Consider the following 20566-nt stretch of genomic DNA (forward strand, 5'->3'; position numbering starts at 1 on the left):
CGTCCGGTGGTGGGGGACGGCGCACGGACGCCGTCCCCCACCACCGCGCCTCGGCGCCGCAGGCCGACCGACTGGCGCAAGCACCTCGAGATCGCGCTCCTCTCCGGACCGGCGATCATCGTCTTCCTCGCGTTCGTCATCTTCCCCGTCGTCATGGCCGCCTACTACGGCTTCTACCGGTGGAAGGGCTTCGGGCCTCCCACCGACTTCGTCGGCCTCGACAACTACCTCATCATCTTCAAGGACTCCGCCTTCCACGAGGCGGTCCTCAACAACGGCTTCATCGTGGTCGCGTCCCTCGTGATCCAGGGGCCCGTGGCCATCGCGCTGGCACTGCTCATCAACCAGAAGATGCGCGGACGGTCGATCATCCGCGTCCTCATCTTCGTGCCCTACGTCATCTCCGAGGTGATCGTGGGGACCGGGTGGGGCCTCATGCTCCAGACCAACGGCGCCGTGAACGACCTGCTCGTCAAGATGGGGCTGGCGGACAGCACCGTCGAGTGGTTGTCCGACCCGGACGTGGCCATCTGGTCGCTCATGCTCATCATCTCGTGGAAGTACATCGGCTTCGCGGTGATCCTCTTCCTCGCCGGGCTGCAGAGCATCCCCGAGGAGCTCTTCGAGGCCGCGGCCATCGACGGCGCGTCCTACTGGCAGATGCAGCGGAGCATCACGCTCCCGCTCCTAGGCCCCACCATCCGGATCTGGGCGTTCCTGTCGATCATCGGCTCCCTCCAGCTGTTCGACCTCGTCTTCATCATCTGGGGCCAGTACGTCTCCGCCACCGCAGGGACCTCGACGATGGCCATCTACATGGTCAGCGAGGGCCGCATGTCGGGGAACTACGGGTACGGCAACGCTGTCGCGGTCGTCCTGTTCCTCATCTCGCTCGTCATCGCGCTCGTCTACCAGCGATTCGTGCTCCGCCGCGACATGGCGGGCGCGCTCACCGAGAGGACCAAGTGATGGCAGCCATCGCGGTCTCCCCGCCACCCACGACGACACCGGTCAAGCCGCGGAAGAAGGGCTCGGGGCTCAGCCACGCCCGCTGGTACACCTACCTCGTCGCGTACGTCTTCGTCGGCGTGTGCATCGCGCCCGTCCTCTTCATCGTGCTGGGCGGCTTCCGGTCCAACTCGCAGATCACCCTGGACCCGTCCGGCTTCCCGAGCCCCTGGCAGCTGGGCAACTACGCCGACGTGCTGGCCAACTCCACGTTCTGGCAGCAGATGGGCAACTCCGCCTTCGTCGGGATCCTCACGACGCTCGGCGTCGTGGTCCTGGGCGTCATGGCGAGCTACGTCATCGCCCGGTACGACTTCCGGGGCAGCTCCGCCATGTACTCGCTGTTCGCCGCGGGCCTCATGTTCCCCATGACGGTGGCGATCACGCCGCTGTACATCCTCGTGCGCGAGCTCGGGCTGATGAACACCCACTGGGGCATCATCCTGCCGCAGATCGCCTTCTCCCTGCCGACGACCGTCATCATCCTCGTGCCGTTCCTGCGGGCCATCCCCAAGGAGCTCGAGGAGGCCGCGTCCATCGACGGGGCGAGCCGGCTCGGGTTCTTCTTCCGCATGGTGGTGCCGCTGTCCCTGCCGGGTGTCGTCACCGTCGGCATCCTCGCGTTCGTGGCGAGCTGGAACAGCTACATGCTGCCCCTGTTCATCCTCAACGACTCGTCGATGTACACGGTCCCGCTCGGCGTGCAGTCGTTCGCGTCGCAGTACTCCGTGGACACCGCGTCCGTGCTCGCCTTCACGTCACTGTCCATGATCCCTGCCCTGATCTTCTTCTCGCTCTTCGAGCGTCGGATCGTCGGTGGCCTCACCGGGGCGGTGAAGGGATGAGCGCCGTGCCCGAGCCCGCCACCCCCACGTCCTCCCAGGAGCTACCCGTGACCGACGTCGTCCCCGGCATGCCCGTGGTGTCGGAGGGCGTGCGCGCCCTCCACGCACGGATGACCCTCGAGGAGAAGCTCGCCCAGGTGGTGGGCTACTGGCTCGACCAGAACGGCACGGTCGCGCCCATGCAGTCGGAGATGGCCGCGGGCCAGGACGACGGCGGGACGCTCGCCGCGATCACCCGGCACGGTATCGGCCACTACACGCGTGTCTACGGCACGCGGCCCGTCGACCCCGCCGAGCGGGCGGTGTGGTTGTGGTCCGAGCAGCGCAGGTTGGTCCGCGAGACACGCCTCGGCATCCCCGCGCTCGTCCACGAGGAGTGCCTCACGGGACTCGCGGCGTGGCGGGCTGCGACGTTCCCGACGCCCCTCGCGTGGGGGGCCGCGTTCCACCCGTCCCTCGTCCGAGAGGTCGGCGAGGCCGTCGGTGCGTCCATGCGTGAGCTGGGTGTCCACCAGGGGCTCGCCCCTGTCCTGGACGTCGTCCGCGACCCCCGCTGGGGGCGGGTCGACGAGTGCATCGGTGAGGACCCTTACCTCGTGGGGACCGTCGGGACGGCCTTCGTCCAGGGCCTGCAGGGTGCGGGCGTCCACGCCACGCTCAAGCACTTCGTGGGGTACTCGGGCTCCGCGGCCGGGCGCAACCACGCCCCGGTGAGCGCCGGGCCGCGGGAGATCGCCGACACGTACCTCCCGCCCTTCGAGATGGCCGTCCGCGACGGCGGTGTCCGGTCCGTCATGAACTCCTACGCGCAGGTCGACGGGGTCCCGGTGGCGTCCAGCGCCGAGCTCCTCACGACGCTCCTGCGCGAGACGTGGGGTTTCGACGGCGTGGTCGTCGCCGACTACTTCGCCGTCGCGTTCCTCGAGGTCATGCACAAGGTCGCCGCCGACCGCGGCGAGGCGGCGGCGCTCGCCCTCCGGGCGGGCATCGACGTCGAGCTGCCCACCGGCGACGCCTACCTCGAGCCCCTCGCCGACCGCGTCCGGGCCGGGCTGCTCGACGAGGCGTACGTGGACCGGGCCGTGCTGCGCGTCCTCGCCCAGAAGGAGGACCTCGGGCTCCTCGAGCCCGACGCCTTCGACGACGGCCCGCCGACGGACGTGGACCTCGACGCACCGCACCACCGGGCGCTCGCCCGTCGGCTCGCCGAGGAGTCCGTGGTGCTCCTGTCCAACGACGGGGTCCTCCCTCTCGTCACGGGCGGCTCGGGCCCGGCGCGGGTCGCGGTCGTCGGCCCCAACGCCGACCGCGCCGAGGCGCTCCTCGGGTGCTACTCCTTCGTCAACCACGTCCTTCCCCACCACCCCGGCACAGAGCAGGGGCTGGACATGCCGACGGTGCTCGACGCGCTGCGGTCGGTGCTCACCGGTCCCGGGGGCGGTGCGACCGACGTCGTCCACGCCGAGGGGTGCGCCGTCGAGGGTGACGACACGTCGGGCATCGCCGACGCGGTCGCTGCCGCTGCGGACGCGGACGTCGCGGTCGTCGTCGTCGGTGACCAGGCCGGACTCTTCGGCCGGGGGACCGTGGGGGAGGGCAACGACTCCGAGTCGCTCGAGCTCCCCGGCGTGCAGCGCCGGCTCGTCGAGGCGCTCGTCGCCACGGGGACACCCGTCGTCATGGTCATGCTCACCGGGCGTCCCTACGCGGTGGGGTGGGCGCTCGACGGCGAGGGGCCGCGCCCCGCGGCCGTCCTCCAGGCCTTCTTCCCCGGCGAGTGCGGCGGCCTGGCCGTCGCCGACGTGCTCACGGGGCGGGTGGTCCCCTCGGGCCGGCTGCCGGTGTCCCTGCCGCGGTCGTCGGGCGCCATGCCCTACTCGTACCTCCACCCTGTCCTCGGTGGCCCGTCCGACGTCACCGCCACCGACCCGACGCCGCTGCGTCCCTTCGGGTTCGGGCTGTCCTACACGGACTTCACGTACTCCGACCTCGTGGTCGACCCGGAGGTCACCGCGGACGGCACCTTCACGGCGGCGGTGACGGTCACCAACACGGGGACCGTGACGGGCGACGACGTCGTCCAGCTGTACGGGCACGACGTCGTGGGGTCCGTCCCGCGGCCCGTGGTGCAGCTCCTCGGGTACGCGCGCGTCCCGGTGCCGGCGGGGGCGTCGGTCCGCGTGACGTTCACCGTGCCCACCACCCGGCTGGCTTTCACGGACCGCGGCATGGTCAAGGTCGTGGAGCCGGGCGACGTCGAGGTCTGGGTCGGTGCCCACGCCGAGGCGTGCGCACCGGGCGCGCCGGTGACGAACCCGACCGAGGGGGCCATCCCGACCGGTACCCTCGAGCCGAGGCCCCACCTGCCGGGTCACGCGACGGCGCGCACGACGCTCGCCGTCACGGGCGGGACGCACGTCGTCACCGGGGCCGACACCCGGATCGTCGACGTCCGCACGGAGGCCCTGTGAGCACGGAGGAGCAGTGAGCACGGTGCACAACCCGGTCCTGCCGGGCACCTACCCGGACCCGAGCGTGTGCCGGGTGGGGGACGAGTACTACCTCGTGTCGTCCACGTTCGAGTACGTGCCCGGCCTGCCCGTGCACCGCAGCAGGGACCTCGTGCACTGGGAGCACGTGGGGTTCGTCATCGACCGCCCGGGGATGCTCGACCACGACGGCGTCCCCTCGTCCGACGGTCTCTACGCACCGACGCTCCGTCATCACGACGGGACGTTCTGGCTCGTGTGCACCTTCCTCGGGCAGCGTGAGGGCGCACGGGGCGGGAACTTCGTGGTCACCGCCACCGACCCCGCCGGGCCGTGGTCCGACCCCGTGTGGCTCGACGTCGACGGCATCGACCCGTCGCTGTTCTTCGACGACGACGGGCGGGTCTGGGCGCACGGCACCCGCGGCCCCGCGTCACCGGAGTGGCCCGACCAGACGGAGGTCTGGGTCCGCGAGCTCGACCCCGCGACCATGACCCTCGTCTGGCCGGAGCGCGTCGTCTGGAACGGTGCGGTGCGCGGCGCCGTGTGGGCCGAGGGCCCGCACATCTACCGGCACGACGGCGCGTACTACCTGCTCGCCGCCGAGGGCGGCACCGAGTTTCACCACGCCGTGTGCGTGGCGCGAGCCGACGCCGTCACCGGCCCCTACACCGGGTACGCGGGGAACCCCGTGCTCACCCACCGTCACCTCGGCCAGGGGTGCGACGTCGTCGGCGTCGGGCACGCCGACCTCGTCCAGGGGCCCGACGGCTCCTGGTGGGCGCTGCTCCTCGCGATGCGCCCCTACGGCGGTCTCCACGTGAACCTGGGGCGCGAGACGTTCCTCGTGCCCGTCGAGTGGCAGGACGGCTGGCCCGTCTTCGCGCCCGGCGTCGGCCGCGTCACCACGCAGGTCGAGGTGCCCTTCGCGAGCACCGGTCCTCTCGGGGTGACCCAGGGCGCGACGTCGGGCGTGGTCCCCCCGGGCGATCCCCGGTGGACGTCCGTGCGCGGCCTGCCCGGCGCCTTCGCGACGCCCCGCGGCGACGGCTGGGACGTCCGGCTCCTCCCCGCGGCGCCCACCGAACCCGTGGCGTCGGCGTTCCTCGGGGTGCGCCAGCAGCACGCCGACGTCGACGTCCGTGCCACCGTGCGCGTGGCGCTCGCCGACGGAGAGGACGTGGGGCTGATGGTGCGGCAGTCGGAGGACGACCACGTGCGGGTGTTCCTCACCGGGGGACCGGAGGACGGTCCCGAGGGAGCCGAGGGTGGGCGGCGCGTGGTCGCCGTCCATCGTCGTGGTGGTGTCGACACGCTCGTCGGCGAGGCGACGCTCGAGGCGTCGTCCGGGTCCGTCGACGGGAACGATGCAGGCAACTCCGGTGACGCGGACGACACGGACGACGCGGTGGTGCTCGCGGTGCGGGCGCGCGGCCAGGACTACGCGCTGCTCGTCGGGTCCCCAAGGGTGGAACCGGTGGAGGTGGCCGTGGTCGATGGCCGGGCGTTGGAGAGCATGACGGTCGGCGGGTTCGTGGGCCTGTGGGTGGGGGTGTTCGCGACGAGCAACGGTGCACCGACCAGCACCGTCGCCCACGTGGAGCGCTTCGAGTACGTCCCCGCGTGCTGACCCGGGTGGTGCGTGCGAGCCTGAGCGGATGATCTTCTTCTTCGGGACGCGTCGCCGCCGCTCGGCCATCGGTGCCGGGACGTTCTCCTGCCCCTTCTGCCTCGAGCCCCGCGAGTACGAGCACGCCCGCACCCGCACCTGGGCCCACGTCTTCTGGATCCCGGTCTTCCCGCTCGGGTCCGGGCAGGAGAGCGTGCGGTGCACCGTGTGCGGCGGAGAGTGGGCGCCGGCAGTCCTCGGCGCCGCCCAGAACCGGTAGCAGACAGCCTTCCGTAGCGCGCGGCCCTACGGAAGGTAGTGCGCCGCGAGCCTCCGGAGCCCGTCGTCGATGCTCACCGACGGCTCCCACTCGAGGTCGGTGCGGGTGCGGCGCTGGTCGAACCAGTGGGCTGTGGAGAGCTGCTCGGCGAGGAACCGTGTCATGGGCGGCTCGTCCTCGCCCGGGCGCACGCGCCACACGCCCTCGATGGCGCTCCCCGCCGCCCGCGCCACGCGGGCCGGGACGCGCCACGCGGGCGCCCGCACCCCGGCCGCCGCGCAGATGCCCGCGAGGAGCTCGGCCACCGGGCGCGGTTCACCGTTGGTCACGACGTACGCGTTGCCGTGCACGGCGTCCACGCGGTACAGCGCCGCGAGGATCGCCGACGCGGCGTTGTCCACGTACGTGGAGTCGATGAGCGCGGCACCGTGGTCGAGGAGCGGCAGCCGCCCGGCGCGGGCGCGCTCCACGACGCGCTCCACGAGCTGGGTGTCGCCCGGCCCCCACACGATGTGCGGGCGGACCGCGACGACGCGGAGCTCCGGTGAGTCCGCCGCGAGGGCGAGGACCTCCGCCTGGGCCTTGGTGCGCGCGTAGTCGCCGCGTGCGTTCTCGGGGTCCGCGGGCGACGCGTCGTCCCCGACGATCGACTCCCCGGCGTGCGCGACGGACGGGGAGGACACGAACACGAGGCGCCCCGCCCCGGCCCGCCGGAGCGCCCTGAGCAGGGTGCGGGTGCCCTCGACGTTGACGCGCACGAAGTCGGCGGGGTCCCCGGCGAACGACACCTTCGCCGCGAGGTGGATCGCGGCATCCACATCCGCGACGGCACGCTCCACGTCGGCCCGGTCCGTCACGGACCCGAGGACGTCCTCGACGCCCGTCACGCCCGACGGCCTGCGCTGGAACGTCCGCACGTCGTGGCCGGCGTCGCGGACCGCTGCGGCGACGGCGCCGCCGAGGAGGCCGCTGGCGCCGGTGACGAGGACCTTCACGGGCGCCTCATCCGGCCACCGGCGAGCACTGTGCCGGCCCACGCCGACAGGTGCGCGCGGTCGATCTTCGAGTTGTGCCGCACGTCCGTGGGCAGCTGCGGCACCACGAGGACGGCTGCGACCGGCCGGTCCACCGCGGACCGCACCTGTGCCGCGAGACCCACCGATGCGAGCGACACCCGTCGCGCACCCGGAACGGTCTCGACGACCACCACGAGCTGCTGCGTACCGCGCGGGCCGACGCCCACGACGGCCGCACGGTCCACACCGCTGAGGGCCTCGACCTGCTGCTCGAGGCCCACCGGCGTGACGACGCCGTCGGCCGTGACGATCACGTGCGCCAGGCGTCCCTCGACCCACAACCGGCCCTCGGTGTCGAGGTGCCCGACGTCACCGGTGCGGTGCCAGCGCTCCCCGTCGGACGACCCGTCGGTGCGCCTGCTGGCGCGTTCCGTGAGCCACAGACGGTCGTAGCGGTCCTTGACGTGCGGGCCGGACACGACGATCTCCCCGGTCACGTCCGCGTCGTCCGTGAGGTCACCGGTCGCGGCGCCGGTCGGGTCCAGTGCGCTGATGCGCACGCGGACCGGCCCGGTGGGCCGGCCGACGCACACCCCACCGGCGGGCCTGGCGGTCGCCGCGGCGCTCGTGGCGGCGTCGTGGATGCCGGCGAGGGAGATGTCGGTCATGAGCAGGCCCTCGGTCATGCCGTAGGGCGTGTGCGGCGTCGCGTTCGGCATGAGCCGCCCGGCCGCGGCGAGGAGCGGCTCGGGGACGGGCGCACCGGCGGAGAGGAACGTCCGCACACCGGCGAGGGCGGTGCGGTCGGCGGCGTCGAGACCGTCGGCCGTGGCGACGACGTTGGCGAGGGCCGCAGGGGACAGGAACAGGACGGTCGCGTCGACCGCCGCTGCCGCTGCGGCCACGGCCGGGGCCGTGAGGGTGCGCGGGGACGTGACGTCCATGTCGGGCGTCACCGACCGCGTGCCCAGGGCGGGTCCGAGGAGCGCGAAGGGCGCGAACCCGGCCACGAGACCGGTGCCGGGGCCGATCCCGTACTGGGCGGACAGGACGTCGCGGACCGCGCACAGCTGGGCGTGCGTGTAGACGACGCCCTTGGCGGGCCCGGTGGACCCCGAGGTGAAGAGCACCGCGGCGGTGGCCGACGGCTCGGGCGGGGCGGGAAGGTCACCCTCGGCACCGAGGTCGACGAGGTCGTGGAGCGTGTGCGCGACACCGAGGGCACGCGCGGCGGCCGGGGCGAGGGGCACGGTGGAGATCTTCTGCCCGGGCCACCCGAGGGCGCGGGCGGCGGTGAGGCCGGGCAGGGCGCCGATGACGTGGTCGGGCCACGCGCCGCGGACGGCACGCGTGAGGCCCCGGACGCCGAGCCCGGCGTCGGCGACGACCACGACGGCCCCGATGCGCAGGCACGCGTAGACGACGGCGGTGAGGTCGGCGCTCGGCGGCACGAGGAGGGACACGCGGTCGCCGGGCTCCACCCCCACCTGCACCAGACCTGCGGCGATCTCCCGGACACGACGCGAGAGGAGTCGCCACGACACGATGCGCGGGGCCGGACCGGTGCCCGGGGCCATGTCGACGAGGGCGGTGTCAGGGGAGTCCGCGAGGGCGTCGAGGTGCTGCCACATCGGGCCGGTGGTGCTGTCCGCATCCGCGTCGCGGTCCGTGCCCGGCGCAGGTGCCGCAGTCGCGGTGACCGTCGCGGCGGGGTGCTCCGTGAAGGACGCGGCGGCGCGCTGGTCGCCGAGCCACGTGAGGGCCGCGGACGCGTGGTCGACGTCCTCGGCGACGAGGTGCCCGGCGCCCTCGAAGCGGTGGACGTCGGCGTGCGGCATCCGGTCGACGAGGTCGTCGAGGTAGCGGTCCGAGAAGATGGGGTCGCGCGGTCCCCAGAGCATGAGCGCGGGCACGGTGAGGGCGCGCACGCCCTCGGCGATGCGGTCGAGCTCGGGGGTGCTGGGGTGCTGGGCGTCGACGGGGATGTCGGCGACGAACCCGCCGATGCCCCCGCGTCGGGCGGCGTCCAGGTACGGGGCCCGGTACCCGGCCTTCACCGCGGGGGCCAGGGGCGGGTGGGCGATCGCGAGCGTCGTCTCGAGGAACGCGGGGGTGGTGACCGTCGCCCGGCCCAGGACGCCGCGGCCGAGCGCGAGCCGCAGCGGCGCGGGGATGGGCTGGTCCTCGGGCTGGTGGACGGCGGTGTTGAGGAGCATGACGCCGGAGAGCAGCTCGGGGTGGTCCACGGCCCACCCGAGGGAGACGACGCCACCCCAGTCGTGACCGTAGGTGACGACCGGGCCGGTGAGGTCGAGGGCCTCGGTGAGGTCCGCGAGATCACGGACGCGGCGCGCGAGGGGCCGGGGCACGCCGGTGCGTTCGGAGAAGCCCATGTCGAGCTGGTCGACGGCGATCACGCGCCACGCGTCGTGGCCCGCGGCGGCCGCGTCGGTGGCTGCCTGGACGAGGCCGCGCCACAGGTAGGACCACGTGGGGTTGCCGTGGACGCAGAGGATGGTGCCGACCGGTGCGACGCCCAGGGCGTCCAGGCGCGCACCGTTGTCCAGGACGTGCCAGGTGCGCTCGGTCCCGCCGGTGCGCTCGTCGGGGTGCGTCGACCCGTCGGGTGCGCCCGTCTCGGTGGCGGTGACGAGCCGCGAGTCCGCCGGCGTGAGCCCGACGAGGTGGGCGGGGGGCAGGCTGGCGGGCGCCGTCGCGCGTGCGGCGGCGGGGAGTCGGTCCATCACCAGGCGATCTCCATCATGGCCGTGTTGAGGCCCGAGCCGACGCCCATGAGGAGCACCCGGTCACCGGGGGAGAGGGTCGACGCCTCCTCGGAGAGGGTGATGGGGATGGACGCGGGGCCCACGTTGCCGTACTTCGAGTACGTCACGGGCACCTTGGAGCGGTCGAGACCGGCGGCCTTGACGATGGCGTCGGTGTGCACGTCGGACACCTGGTGGAGGATGTACCGGTCCATGCCGGACCAGGACCAGTCCTTCTTCGCCTCGTGCCAGGCGGCGACCACGAGCTCCATGCCGCCCTTGAGGAGGGCCTTCGCGTCGGTGAACATGCCCTCGACGCTGCCCACGCACAGGTCGTTGAACTGCGTGGCCGCCCGGGTGACGCCCCCGAGGATGCGGTGGCCGCCGGGGTGGCGGTCGGCCGGGCCGAGGACCGCGGCCGCGGCACCGGACCCGAGGGTGAGGCTCGCGAACTCGCTCATGAACGCCTTGCGGTCGATGCCCTCACGGCCCAGGCGTTCGATCGTGTTGTCCTGGATCTCGTCGGCGTCCTCGCCGTTGATGATCACGGCGTACTCGATCTGGCCGGAGTCGATGAGGTTCGCGGCGAGGCTCATGCCGTTGACGAAGCCCAGGCACGCGTTGGCGATGTCGAAGTTGATGGCCGACGACGGCAGACCGAGCCCGTGGTGCATGCGCACGGCCACGGACGGCTCGAGGTGCTTGCGCGTCACCGACGTGTTGATGAGCAGACCCACCTGGCCCGGCTCGATGCCGGCCTCGGCGAGGGCCTTCTCCCCGGCTGCGATGGCCGCGGTCTCGAAGGTCTGACCCTCGGACCAGTTGCGGCGCTCGTGCACGCCGGCCACGCGCTGCAGGAGACCCGTGGGCATGCGCAGCCGCTTGAGGACCGGCCGGAGCCGCTCGTCGAGCTGTGCGGAGGTGGTCACCCGCTCGGCGAGCGTCGTCGCGAGCGACAAGAGCGCCACGTTGCGGTGCACCGATGTTGCGTTCCCGTTCACTTCACGTCCTTCTTCACCGTTATCCCGAAACGCCCCCGTGCGCCGCCAGGGCACTCGACAGCGACCTCGATTCTGCCACCCGCGCCCCGCGGACGCCCTGGGGAGTCGCACAGCACTGCGGGGAGAGGTTGTGGCGATTCAGGGAGGAAGGGCCGGGCATGGCGGTCATCCGGCCCGAAAACACCCGGAGTCCGACGACTCGTGGGCCCCTGCTGGTAACGCGGATCACACCGCGCGACGCGGTCCCGGGGTCGACGCCCGCAGCGCCACCGTCCCGCTGACACGCACCACGCGGGGGTCCGGGGCGGGGGCCGCGAACGCCAGGTCCGTGGCCGCGATGCCGATGTCGTGCAACGGCAGGTGCACGGTCGTCAGGTGCGGCGTGACGTCCTGCAGGCCGTCGATGTCGTCGAAGCCCGCCAGACCCACGTCGTGCGGCACGGACAGCCCGGCCTCCGTGAGGCCCGCCAGCGCACCGAGGGCCATGACGTCGTTCACGGCGAACACGAGCTCCGGCCGGTACCGCCGCAGCACCGTGCGCACCGCGTGGTGGCCCCCGTCGCGCGTGAACCGCGAGTGCGCCACGTCGACGGTGCCGCCCAGCTCCCGGAACGCGTCGGCGAAGGCGCCGGCACGCTCGCGGGCCGTGAGGTGGTCGGCCGGCCCGGCGAGGACGACGACGTCCTGGTACCCGCGCCCGTGGAGGTCGCGGGCGAGCTGCGTCGCGGGACCGGTGTTGTCGATGGTCACGGTGTCGGTGCCGAGGAGCGGCTGCCCGACGAGCACCGTCGAGTTCCCCGCGCGACGGAACCGCCCCAGCACGTCCGTCATGGCGGCGAGCGCGACGTCGTCGTCGCGCCGCCCGCCCACCACGATGACGGATCGCGCTCGCTGCGAGTGGAGCAGCTCGACGAGCTCCACCTCACGGTTCGCGTTCGACTGCGTGCTCGCCAGCGTCACCACGAGGCCGCGGCGCTCGGCCGCGACCATGACGCCCGACGCGATCGCCGAGAAGTACGGGTCGGTGATCGAGTGCACCACCAGGCCCAGCGTCGTCGTCGCGCCCCGTGCCATGGCCTGTGCCGTGGCGTCCGGCGTGTAGTGCAGGCGCGTCGCGGCGGCGAGGACGCGCTCGCGGATGTCCTCGCGCACCTTGCGGTTCTTGTTGCCGTTGATGGCCCGGCTCGCCGTCGCGAGGGACACGCCGGCCTCGCGGGCGACGTCGTTGAGGGTCACCCGGGATGGCATGTGTCGATCCTAGGGTCTGGGTCGGGCGGGAGAGGGGGGCGACGCTCGGCGTGAGGTGGAGGAGTGCGAGAACCTCCGCGCCGTCACTTCGCGTCGGAGTACCGGTCGACCGTCGCGACGCTCACGCGGAACTCGACGGCCGTGTCCCCGAAGAGCAGGCGCCCGGCCTCGGTGGCTGACTCCTCGACGGCTCGCGTCACCTCGGTGGCCAGGTGCGTGGGGGTGTGGACCATGACCTCGTCGTGGAGGAAGAACGCCAGGTGCGGCCCGGCGGTGACGGTCCCCGAGTCGCCGCCGAGGGCGTGGAGGCGCCCGCGGAGCGTCGCCATCCAGCACAGCGCCCACTCGGCGGCCGAGCCCTGCACCACGAAGTTCCTCGTGAAACGACCCCAGGTGCGCGCCTGGGTGCGGGCGTGCGCCCGGGCGCGGTCCTCGTCGCGGGCCTGGTCGGCGTCCGACGCGCCACCCTCCCCGGCCCGCTCCGCCATCGTGGCGGGCCGGGGCGACGTGCGACCCAGCCACGTGCTCACCACGTCGCCGTGCTCGCCCGCACGCGCTGCGTGCTCCACGAGACCGATGGCCCGCGGGTAGGCGCGCGTCAGCCGGGGGAGCATCCGCCCGCTCTCGCCGCTCGTGCCCCCGTACATGGCGCCGAGCATCCCGTACTTCGCCTGCTCCCGGGTCCCGACCGCCCCTGCGGCCACCATCCCCTCGTACATGTCGGCCGCCTGCCCCGCCCGGGCCATGGCGTCGTCCCCGGACATCGCCGCGAGGACGCGCGGCTCCAGCTGGGCGGCGTCCGCGACGACGAGCGACCACCCGGGGTCGGCACGCACCGCACCGCGGACGGCGTGCGGCAGCTGCAGGGCACCACCGCCGTCGGACGCCCACCGGCCCGTGACCACGCCGCCGGGGACGTACACGGGCCGGAACCGTCCGTCCTTCACCCAGGTGTCCAGCCAGTGCCACCCGTTCGCGGTGAGCAGTCGCGACAGCTTCTTGTACTCGAGCAGGGGTCGGACCGCCGGGTGGTCCACCTCCCGCAGCTCCCACGACCGCGTGGACGTCACCGGCAGCCCCGCCGAGCGCAGCTGGCGCAACAGCTCGGCCGGCGAGTCCGGGTTCAGGTCCGTCACGCCGAGAGCCTCGCGGACCTCCGCGAGCTTCGCCTCGAGCAGCGCGGGCCGGAAACCGGCCACCGGCCGAGGCCCCAGGACCTCCGCGAGGATCCGGTCGTGCTCCGCCGCGTCCCACGGCACGCCCGCGAATGTCATCTCCGCCGCGACCAACGCACCCGCGGACTCCGCGGCCAGCAGCAGACCGAGCCGACCCGACGCCGGACTCCCGTCGTCGGCCACTGCCTGCGCCAGGGCCGCGCGCTGTGCACGCAGCTCCGCCACCGCGTCGAGGGCGACGCGCGGCGCGAGGTCGAAGAGACCGTCCTGCACGGCGACCGCGCGGGCCTCGTCCCAGGGCCCCCGCGGGGCCGACGCGTACGACGTCCCGGCCGTGAGGGCGCTGTTCCGCAGGATCGTCCGGCACAGGCGCAGGTCCCAGCAGCGCGCCACCCGTGCCCCGGCCGCGAGCAACGACGGGTACACCGCCGCGGTGTCCGCCCACACCCACCGGGGCGCGTCGTGCGCCGCCTCGCGCTCGCGGACGACGTCAGGGAGGTCGGCCTCCGGCACCAGGGTGCTGTCGAGGACCAGCACCGTGCCGTCGTCGGGCGACCCGTCGGTGGGCGACCCGTCGGTGGACGACGCCACCTCGACGTCGTGCAGAGTCACCGACGCGTCCCCCGATGGCACCACGACGACCTGCACGCCCCCATTCTCCCTCCCGCCCGGTCCGTCGCCCGCCCCGGTCCTGGAGACACGCCCCCGCCGGTGCCGTACCGGAGCCCGTGCCGCGACCCGGTCCGTCGCCCGCTCGAGGTCGTCACTTCCAGTCGGGTTCGTCAGTTGGAGGTGACGAACTCGACTGGAGGTGACGAACTCGTCGACCCATGAGGCCAGGACGGTGCCGAGGGGAGCGGGTTGGGCCGCCGTAGCCCCGGGCGCCCCGGACCGGAGAGGGGAGCCGGCCCGCGGGCGTCGTCAGCGCCTCTGTCAGCCCGCGTCAGTCCCGTCGTCGACGAGCCTCGACCGGATGAGGAACCGCACGCCCTCCGGGGCCTCCACGGAGAACCCGGACCCGCGTCCGGGGACCACGTCGACGGTGAGGTGGGTGTGCCGCCAGAGGGCGAACTGCTCGCGGGACATCCAGAAGTCGACGGGCTGGGCCGGGCCGCCGTCGGGGGCGACGTCGAACCGGCCCAGCAGCACGTCGGCGTCGGACGTGAGGAGCTCACCTGCCGGGTAGCACATGGGTGAGCTGCCGTCGCAGCACCCTCCCGACTGGTGGAACATGAGCGGCCCGTGCCGCTCCCACAGGGTGCGCAGCAGGGTGACGGCGCTGTCCGTCATCGCCACGCGTGACGTGGTCTCGTCGTCGAGGACGACGCTGGCCTCGATCATGGTGAGCTCCTCCCGTCCCGGGCGCGGCCTAGAAGAACCCGAGGGCCTTCTCCGAGTAGGACACGAGCAGGTTCTTGGTCTGCTGGTAGTGGGCGAGCGCCGCCTTGCTGTTCTCCCGCCCGATCCCGGAGCTCTTGTACCCGCCGAACGCCGCCCCCGCCGGGTACGCGTGGTAGTTGTTCACCCACACGCGCCCCGCCTTGATGTCGCGCCCCGCCCGGTAGGCGAGGGTGCCGTTGCGGGACCACACCCCGGCGCCCAGCCCGTAGAGGGTGTCGTTGGCGAGGGAGATCGCGTCGTCGTAGTCCTCGAAGCTCGTCACCGCGACCACGGGACCGAAGATCTCCTCCTGGAAGATCCGCATCGAGTTCTTCCCCTCGAAGATCGTGGGCGCCACGTAGTACCCGTCGGTGAGGTCACCGCCGAGGTCCACGCGCTCCCCGCCGAGGAGGAGGTTCGCGCCCTCCTGCCTGCCGATGTCGATGTAGCTGAGGATCTTCTCCAGCTGGTCGTTCGACGCCTGCGCCCCCACCTGTGTGCCCGTGTCGAGGGGGTTGCCCTGGACGGCCTTGCGGGTGCGCTCGACGGCGTCACCGAGGAACGAGTCGTAGATGGAGGCCTGGATGAGGGACCGGCTGGGGCAGGTGCACACCTCGCCCTGGTTGAACGCGAAGAGGACGAATCCCTCCTGCGCCTTGTCGTAGTAGTCGTCGTGCGCGGACGCCACGTCCTCGAAGAACAGGTTGGGGCTCTTGCCGCCCAGCTCCACCGTGGCCGGGATGATGTTCGCGGACGCGTACTGGAGGATGAGCCGCCCCGTGGTGGTCTCCCCGGTGAACGCGATCTTCCGGATGCGGGAGCTGGACGCGAGGGGCTTGCCGGCCTCGAGGCCGAACCCGTTGACGACGTTCACCACCCCGGGCGGCAGGACGTCGGCGAGGAGCTCCATGAGCACGAGGATGGACACAGGGGTCTGCTCGGCGGGCTTGAGGACGACGGTGTTGCCGCCGGCGAGGGCGGGCGCGAGCTTCCACGTGGCCATGAGGATGGGGAAGTTCCAGGGGATGATCTGCCCGACGACGCCCAACGGCTCGGCGTAGTGGTAGGCGATGGTGTCACCGTCCACCTCGGTGAACTCACCCTCCTGGGCGCGCACGAGGGACGCGAAGTACCGGAAGTGGTCGGCCGCCAGGGGGATGTCGGCCCCGAGCGTCTCCCGGACGGGCTTGCCGTTGTCCCACGTCTCGGCGACGGCGAGCATCTCGAGGTTGTCGGTGATGACGTCGGCGACGGCGTTGAGGACCGCGGCCCGCTCCGACGCCGTGGTCCGGCCCCAGGCGGGCGCGGCCCGGTGCGCGGCGTCGAGCGCCGCCTCGATGTCCTCGGCGGTGCCGCGCCCCACCTCGGCGAACGGCTTGCCGTTCACGGGGGACACGTCCTCGAAGTACTGGCCCTTCACAGGGGCGACCCATTCACCCCCGATCCAGTGCTCGTACCGGGACTTGAAGGTGACCAGGGAGTCAGGTGCTCCTGGTGCTGCGTAGATGGTCATGCTGCTCCTCCGACGTCGTTGTCTTCGGGTCCTCGCGGGGTGTGCGAGGGCACCTCCCCAGAGTAGGCCTCAGCCCTGCAGGCGGGCCCGGAGGTCGTCGAGCTGGGTGCGCAGCGTGTCGGGGACGCGGTCGCCGAACGTCGCGAAGAAGTCCTCGGTGAGGTCGGTCTCCGCGAGCCACGACGCCCGGTCCACGTCGAGGAGGGCGTCCATCGTCCCGTCGGGCAGGTCCAGGCCGGTGAGGTCGAGTGCGCCGGGCGCGGGGACCAGCCCGACGGGCGTGGGCACCGCGCCCGCCGGCTCGCCCGCGGCGCGGCGCACCACCCACTCGAGCACCCGGGAGTTCTCCCCGAAGCCCGGCCACAGGAGCTCCCCGTCGGGCCCCTTGCGGAACCAGTTCACCTGGAACACCGCCGGACGGTGCTCCGGGGCCATGCCCGCACCGACGTCGAGCCAGTGCGTCCAGTGGTCGGCCATCGTGTAGCCGCAGAAGGGGAGCATCGCGAAGGGGTCACGACGCAGCTCGCCGACCGTGCCCTCCGCGGCGGCGGTCCGCTCCGACGAGATGGTCGCCCCCATGAGCACCCCGTGCTCCCACCCGTACGCCTGCGCGACGAGCGGCACGTTCGTGGCGCGCCGCCCACCGAAGACGATCGCGTCGATGGGCACGCCCTCGGGGTCCTCCCAGGTGTCCGCGATCGACGGGCACTGCGAGGCGGCGACCGTGAACCGGGCGTTGGGGTGCGCCGCCGGGGTGCCCGTCGCCGGCGTCCAGTCCTCGCCGCGCCAGTCGACGAGGTGCTCGGGCGCCTCGTCGGTGAGGCCCTCCCACCACACGTCGCCGTCGTCGGTGAGGGCCACGTTCGTGAAGAGCGTGTCGCGGGCGATCGTCTCGACGGCGGTCGGGTTGGTGCGGTGCCCCGTGCCGGGCGCCACCCCGAAGAACCCGGCCTCGGGGTTGATGGCCCGCAGCCGCCCGTCGGGACCGGGGCGCATCCACGCGATGTCGTCCCCGACGGTCTCCACCGTCCACCCCGGGAGGGTGGGGCGCAGCATCGCGAGGTTCGTCTTGCCGCACGCCGACGGGAACGCCGCCGCCACGTGGTACGCCCGCCCCTCGGGCGACGTCACCCGGATCACGAGCATGTGCTCCGCCAACCATCCCTCGTCGCGCGCCATGACGGACGCGATGCGCAGCGCGAAGCACTTCTTGCCGAGCAGCGCGTTGCCCCCGTACCCCGAGCCGGAGGACCAGATCTCCCGCGTCTCCGGGAAGTGCACGACGTACTTGGTCGGGTTGCACGGCCACGGGACGTCGGCGGGGAGGCGGCCGGCGTCGGGCCCGTCCTCGGGGGCGACGAGCGGGGCGCCCACCGAGTGCACGGCAGGGACGAACGGCGCACCGGCGTCGACGAGGTCGAGGACCGCGGACCCCGTGCGCGTCATGACGCCCATGCTCACCACGACGTAGGGGGAGTCGGTGACCTCGATGCCCACCTGGGACAGGGGGCCGCCGACGGGACCCATGGAGAACGGCACCACGTACATGGTGCGGCCGCGCATGCACCCGGCGAACACGGCGCCCAGCTCCTCGCGCATGGTCGTGGGGTCCTGCCAGTTGTTCGTGGGTCCCGCGTCGGCCCGGTCCTCGGAGCAGATGAACGTGCGCGACTCGACGCGAGCCACGTCGTCCGGGTCCGAGCGTGCCAGGTAGCTGCCCGGGCGCAGCGCCGGGTCGAGGGGGACGAGGGTCCCCGCGTCGACCATGAGGCGCGTGAGGCGCTCGCGCTCCTCAGCGGACCCGTCGCACCACACGACCTCGTCGGGCCGGGTGAGGGCCGCGACGGCGTCGACCCACTCCTGGGCGGGGAGCGTGGCCGGAGGCAGGGTGGTCGACGGGTGGGTGGTCGGTGCGGTCATTGCGGCCTCCAGGTCGGGGTGGGTTGCGGCGGGCGGTGGAACGTCGTCCGTGATTCCACCCTGCGCCCCAGCGGGGAACCTTCCAGGCGCCGGAGCCGTGAAGAATCGCAGATCTTCACCTATCGTCAAGAGATGAGCCTCGACCTCATCACCCTCGGGCGGCGCATCCGCCACTTCCGCACCGAGCGGGGGATGACGCTGGAGGCGCTCTCCGCCGCCACCAACGCCGCGCCCAGCCAGCTCTCCCTCGTGGAGAACGGGCGTCGCGAACCCCGCGTCAGTCTCCTCGGGGAGATCGCCACCGCGCTCGACGTCACGGTGCCCGACCTCCTGAGCGACGCGCCCCCGTCGCGGCGGGCGGCCCTCGAGATCGAGCTCGACCGGGCGCAGCGCGGCCCGCTGTTCTCCCGCCTGGGCCTGCCCACCGTGAAGCCCAGCCAGAAGCTCCCCGTCCCCGTCCTCGAGAACCTCGTCGGCCTGCACCGCGAGCTCGCCCGACGCGCGTCGGAGGCCATCGCCACACCGGAGGAGGCGCGTCGGGCCAACACGCAGCTGCGCCTCGAGATGCAGGCGCGCGACAACGCGATGCCGCACATCGAGGAGGTCGGCGAGGAGTTGGCGCGCCGCGCCGGGTACACCGTGGGAGCCCTGACGCACCGCACCGTCGCGCGCATGGCCGAGCTCCTCGGGTTCCAGCTGCTCCACGTCGACGACCTCCCGCGCTCCACGCGCACCGTCACCGACCTCGAGAACGGGCGCATCTACCTGCCGCCGGCGTCCATCCCCGGCGGTCACGGACTGCGCTCCCTGGCCCTGCAGGCCATCGCCCATCGCGTCCTCGGGCACGAGCGCCCCGCGTCGTACGCGGACTTCCTGCGCCAACGCCTCGAGATCAGCTACTTCGCCGCGTCGTGCCTCATCCCGCGCAGCACCGCCGTCGCCTGGCTCGAGGACCGCAAGCAGGCCCGGGACCTCGCCGTCGAGGACTTCCGGGACGCCTTCGGGGTGACGCACGAGGCCGCGTCCCAGCGGTTCACCAACCTGGCCACCGCGCACCTCGGCATCCGGCTGCACTTCCTGCGCGTCGGCGACGACGGCGCCCTCTACCGCGGCTACGAGAACGACGGGGTGCCGCTGCCCGCCGACGTCACCGGCGCGATCGAGGGCCAGCCCGTGTGCCGCCGCTGGGCGGCACGCAGCGCCTTCGCCCGACGCGACCGCGCCACGGAGTTCTACCAGTACACCGACACCCCGGCGGGCACCTACTGGTGCTCCACCCAGACGGGCACGACGACGGCCGGCGAGTTCTCCATCACCGTCGGCGTGCCCTTCGGGGACGCACGGTGGTTCCGCGGCCGGGAGACCACGCTGCGGCAGACGTCCACGTGCCCCGACGAGGTGTGCTGCCACCGCCCGCCGTCCGAGCTCTCCACGCGCTGGGAGGACGCGTCGTGGCCGAGCGCCCGCATGCACCAGCACGTGCTGTCGGCCCTGCCCGCAGGCCCGTTCCCCGGGGTGGAGTCCACGGAGGTGTTCGACTTCCTCGAGAAGCACGCCCCGCGCGGGTGACCGCGTCCCGCGCTAGCGGCCCACCGTGCACGACGCGTCGTGGGGCCCGTCGCTACCCTCGAGGTGGCTCTGGGCGGGCACGAGCATCCGCCACGCCCAGTCCGCGGCCCGTGCCGGGTCAGGCATGGGCTCGAGCTCGAGCCACGTGGTGAGCACTCCCATGAGGGAGCCCGTGATGCTCGCGGCCGCCACCTCGAGCGGCAGGTCGCTCGCGTCGTGGTCGAATCCGTGCGCCTCGATCCCCTCGGTGACGATGGCCGTGAACCGGCGGCGCAGCCGGGTCATCGTGATGGGGGAGCCGTGCTCGCCGAGGGCCTTGCGGTAGAGGGCGGCGTTCTCCGCGAGGTGCTCGATGTAGCGCACGAGGATGTCCGGCGGGTCCTCCGCGGACGTGATCGGCACGATCTCCGAGAGGTTCGCGCCCGCGCGCTCCACCTGGGCGTCCAGGGCGTCGGCGAGGAGGGTCTCCTTGTCGGAGTAGTGCTGGTAGAACGTCGAGCGGTTCACCGTCGCCCGGTCCGCGATGTCGGCGACGCTGATGGCGTCGAGGTCGCGCTCCCGGGCGAGGGACAGCAGCGCCTCCTGCAGCAGCGCGCGCGTCCGAGCGATCCGGGGGTCCATGGCCGTCATTCTGCCAGCGCCGGAGCGCGCCGTCGCCCTCAAACCGACACGTGTTGCCTAACCGACGGGCGTTGCTTAGCCTGGGGAGGTCGTGCGACGAGGCTCGGCGACCGCCCTGCACCCCATC

The 20566-nt window shown here is 73.0% G+C and carries 15 protein-coding genes; 6 read left to right on the plus strand and 9 right to left on the minus strand.

Going from position 1 to position 20566, the window contains the following annotated elements; genetic code table 11:
* Positions 1-6 precede the first annotated feature (6 nt).
* The 5 genes from JAV76_RS02495 (at position 7) to JAV76_RS02515 (ending at position 6231) form a co-directional block, all read left to right on the plus strand.
* The gene (locus tag JAV76_RS02495) at positions 7-969 is read left to right on the plus strand and encodes a carbohydrate ABC transporter permease (RefSeq protein ID WP_198732729.1); all 963 of its coding nucleotides are present in this window, start codon (positions 7-9) and stop codon (positions 967-969) included.
* Complete coding sequence (locus JAV76_RS02500; RefSeq protein WP_198732456.1) at positions 969-1853, plus strand: carbohydrate ABC transporter permease; 885 nt, start codon at positions 969-971, stop codon at positions 1851-1853. The genes JAV76_RS02495 and JAV76_RS02500 overlap by 1 nt, the downstream gene beginning before the upstream one ends.
* Before the next feature lie 68 nt (positions 1854-1921).
* Positions 1922-4324 carry a beta-xylosidase/alpha-l-arabinosidase gene (locus JAV76_RS02505; RefSeq protein ID WP_230401787.1) on the plus strand — a complete coding sequence of 801 codons (2403 nt, stop codon included), beginning with the start codon at positions 1922-1924 and terminating at the stop codon, positions 4322-4324.
* A 13-nt stretch (positions 4325-4337) separates the two neighbouring features.
* The gene (locus JAV76_RS02510; protein WP_198732458.1) at positions 4338-5972 is read left to right on the plus strand and encodes a glycoside hydrolase family 43 protein; all 1635 of its coding nucleotides are present in this window, start codon (positions 4338-4340) and stop codon (positions 5970-5972) included.
* A gap of 28 nt (positions 5973-6000) precedes the next feature.
* Positions 6001-6231: a zinc ribbon domain-containing protein gene (locus JAV76_RS02515; protein WP_198732459.1), complete on the plus strand. Its 231-nt coding sequence runs from the start codon at positions 6001-6003 to the stop codon at positions 6229-6231.
* Between the two features lie 26 nt (positions 6232-6257).
* On the opposite strand, the gene JAV76_RS02520 is transcribed toward JAV76_RS02515, so the two are convergent.
* The 8 genes from JAV76_RS02520 to JAV76_RS02555 all read right to left on the minus strand — a co-directional run bounded on the left by JAV76_RS02520 (position 6258) and on the right by JAV76_RS02555 (position 18249).
* Positions 6258-7226: an NAD-dependent epimerase/dehydratase family protein gene (locus JAV76_RS02520; RefSeq protein WP_198732460.1), complete on the minus strand. Its 969-nt coding sequence runs from the start codon at positions 7224-7226 to the stop codon at positions 6258-6260.
* The gene (locus JAV76_RS02525) at positions 7223-9991 is read right to left on the minus strand and encodes an alpha/beta fold hydrolase (protein WP_198732461.1); all 2769 of its coding nucleotides are present in this window, start codon (positions 9989-9991) and stop codon (positions 7223-7225) included. Before JAV76_RS02525 ends, JAV76_RS02520 begins: the two co-directional genes overlap by 4 nt.
* Positions 9991-11013: a 3-oxoacyl-ACP synthase III gene (locus tag JAV76_RS02530; protein WP_198732462.1), complete on the minus strand. Its 1023-nt coding sequence runs from the start codon at positions 11011-11013 to the stop codon at positions 9991-9993. Before JAV76_RS02530 ends, JAV76_RS02525 begins: the two co-directional genes overlap by 1 nt.
* Positions 11014-11238: 225 nt before the next feature.
* Positions 11239-12261 carry a LacI family DNA-binding transcriptional regulator gene (locus JAV76_RS02535; protein WP_198732463.1) on the minus strand — a complete coding sequence of 341 codons (1023 nt, stop codon included), beginning with the start codon at positions 12259-12261 and terminating at the stop codon, positions 11239-11241.
* An 83-nt stretch (positions 12262-12344) separates the two neighbouring features.
* Positions 12345-14042, minus strand: coding sequence for a bifunctional 3'-5' exonuclease/DNA polymerase (locus tag JAV76_RS02540; RefSeq protein ID WP_372403092.1), 1698 nt, complete (start codon positions 14040-14042; stop codon positions 12345-12347).
* Positions 14043-14369: 327 nt separating this feature from the next.
* Entirely contained in the window at positions 14370-14777 is a 408-nt protein-coding gene (locus tag JAV76_RS02545; RefSeq protein WP_198732465.1) for a DUF779 domain-containing protein, read from the minus strand.
* A 28-nt stretch (positions 14778-14805) separates the two neighbouring features.
* Positions 14806-16329, minus strand: a complete 1524-nt coding sequence (gene exaC, locus JAV76_RS02550) for an acetaldehyde dehydrogenase ExaC (protein WP_198732466.1) — start codon at positions 16327-16329, stop codon at positions 14806-14808.
* A 69-nt stretch (positions 16330-16398) separates the two neighbouring features.
* Positions 16399-18249, minus strand: a complete 1851-nt coding sequence (locus JAV76_RS02555; RefSeq protein WP_198732467.1) for a phosphoenolpyruvate carboxykinase (GTP) — start codon at positions 18247-18249, stop codon at positions 16399-16401.
* A gap of 132 nt (positions 18250-18381) precedes the next feature.
* Here JAV76_RS02555 and JAV76_RS02560 point away from each other — a divergent pair, with 132 nt between their 5' ends.
* Complete coding sequence (locus tag JAV76_RS02560; protein ID WP_198732468.1) at positions 18382-19818, plus strand: helix-turn-helix domain-containing protein; 1437 nt, start codon at positions 18382-18384, stop codon at positions 19816-19818.
* Positions 19819-19830: 12 nt separating this feature from the next.
* On the opposite strand, the gene JAV76_RS02565 is transcribed toward JAV76_RS02560, so the two are convergent.
* On the minus strand, positions 19831-20439 hold the full coding sequence (locus JAV76_RS02565) for a TetR/AcrR family transcriptional regulator (protein WP_198732469.1): 609 nt from the start codon (positions 20437-20439) through the stop codon (positions 19831-19833).
* Between the last annotated feature and the right edge of the window lie 127 nt (positions 20440-20566).

This window comes from Sanguibacter suaedae, assembly GCF_016342785.1.
Lineage (GTDB): Bacteria > Actinomycetota > Actinomycetes > Actinomycetales > Cellulomonadaceae > Sanguibacter > Sanguibacter suaedae.

What these genes read in the sequence shown, in the direction of transcription:
- JAV76_RS02500 (WP_198732456.1), top strand. Translation starts at nt 969, where the DNA reads ATGGCAGCCATCGCGGTCTCCCCGCCACCCACGACGACACCGGTCAAG.
- JAV76_RS02505 (WP_230401787.1), top strand. Translation starts at nt 1,922, where the DNA reads ATGCCCGTGGTGTCGGAGGGCGTGCGCGCCCTCCACGCACGGATGACC.
- JAV76_RS02515 (WP_198732459.1), top strand. Translation starts at nt 6,001, where the DNA reads ATGATCTTCTTCTTCGGGACGCGTCGCCGCCGCTCGGCCATCGGTGCC.
- JAV76_RS02525 (WP_198732461.1), bottom strand. Translation starts at nt 9,991, where the DNA reads ATGGACCGACTCCCCGCCGCCGCACGCGCGACGGCGCCCGCCAGCCTG.
- JAV76_RS02535 (WP_198732463.1), bottom strand. Translation starts at nt 12,261, where the DNA reads ATGCCATCCCGGGTGACCCTCAACGACGTCGCCCGCGAGGCCGGCGTG.
- JAV76_RS02545 (WP_198732465.1), bottom strand. Translation starts at nt 14,777, where the DNA reads ATGATCGAGGCCAGCGTCGTCCTCGACGACGAGACCACGTCACGCGTG.
- exaC (WP_198732466.1), bottom strand. Translation starts at nt 16,329, where the DNA reads ATGACCATCTACGCAGCACCAGGAGCACCTGACTCCCTGGTCACCTTC.
- JAV76_RS02555 (WP_198732467.1), bottom strand. Translation starts at nt 18,249, where the DNA reads ATGACCGCACCGACCACCCACCCGTCGACCACCCTGCCTCCGGCCACG.
- JAV76_RS02560 (WP_198732468.1), top strand. Translation starts at nt 18,382, where the DNA reads ATGAGCCTCGACCTCATCACCCTCGGGCGGCGCATCCGCCACTTCCGC.
- JAV76_RS02565 (WP_198732469.1), bottom strand. Translation starts at nt 20,439, where the DNA reads ATGGACCCCCGGATCGCTCGGACGCGCGCGCTGCTGCAGGAGGCGCTG.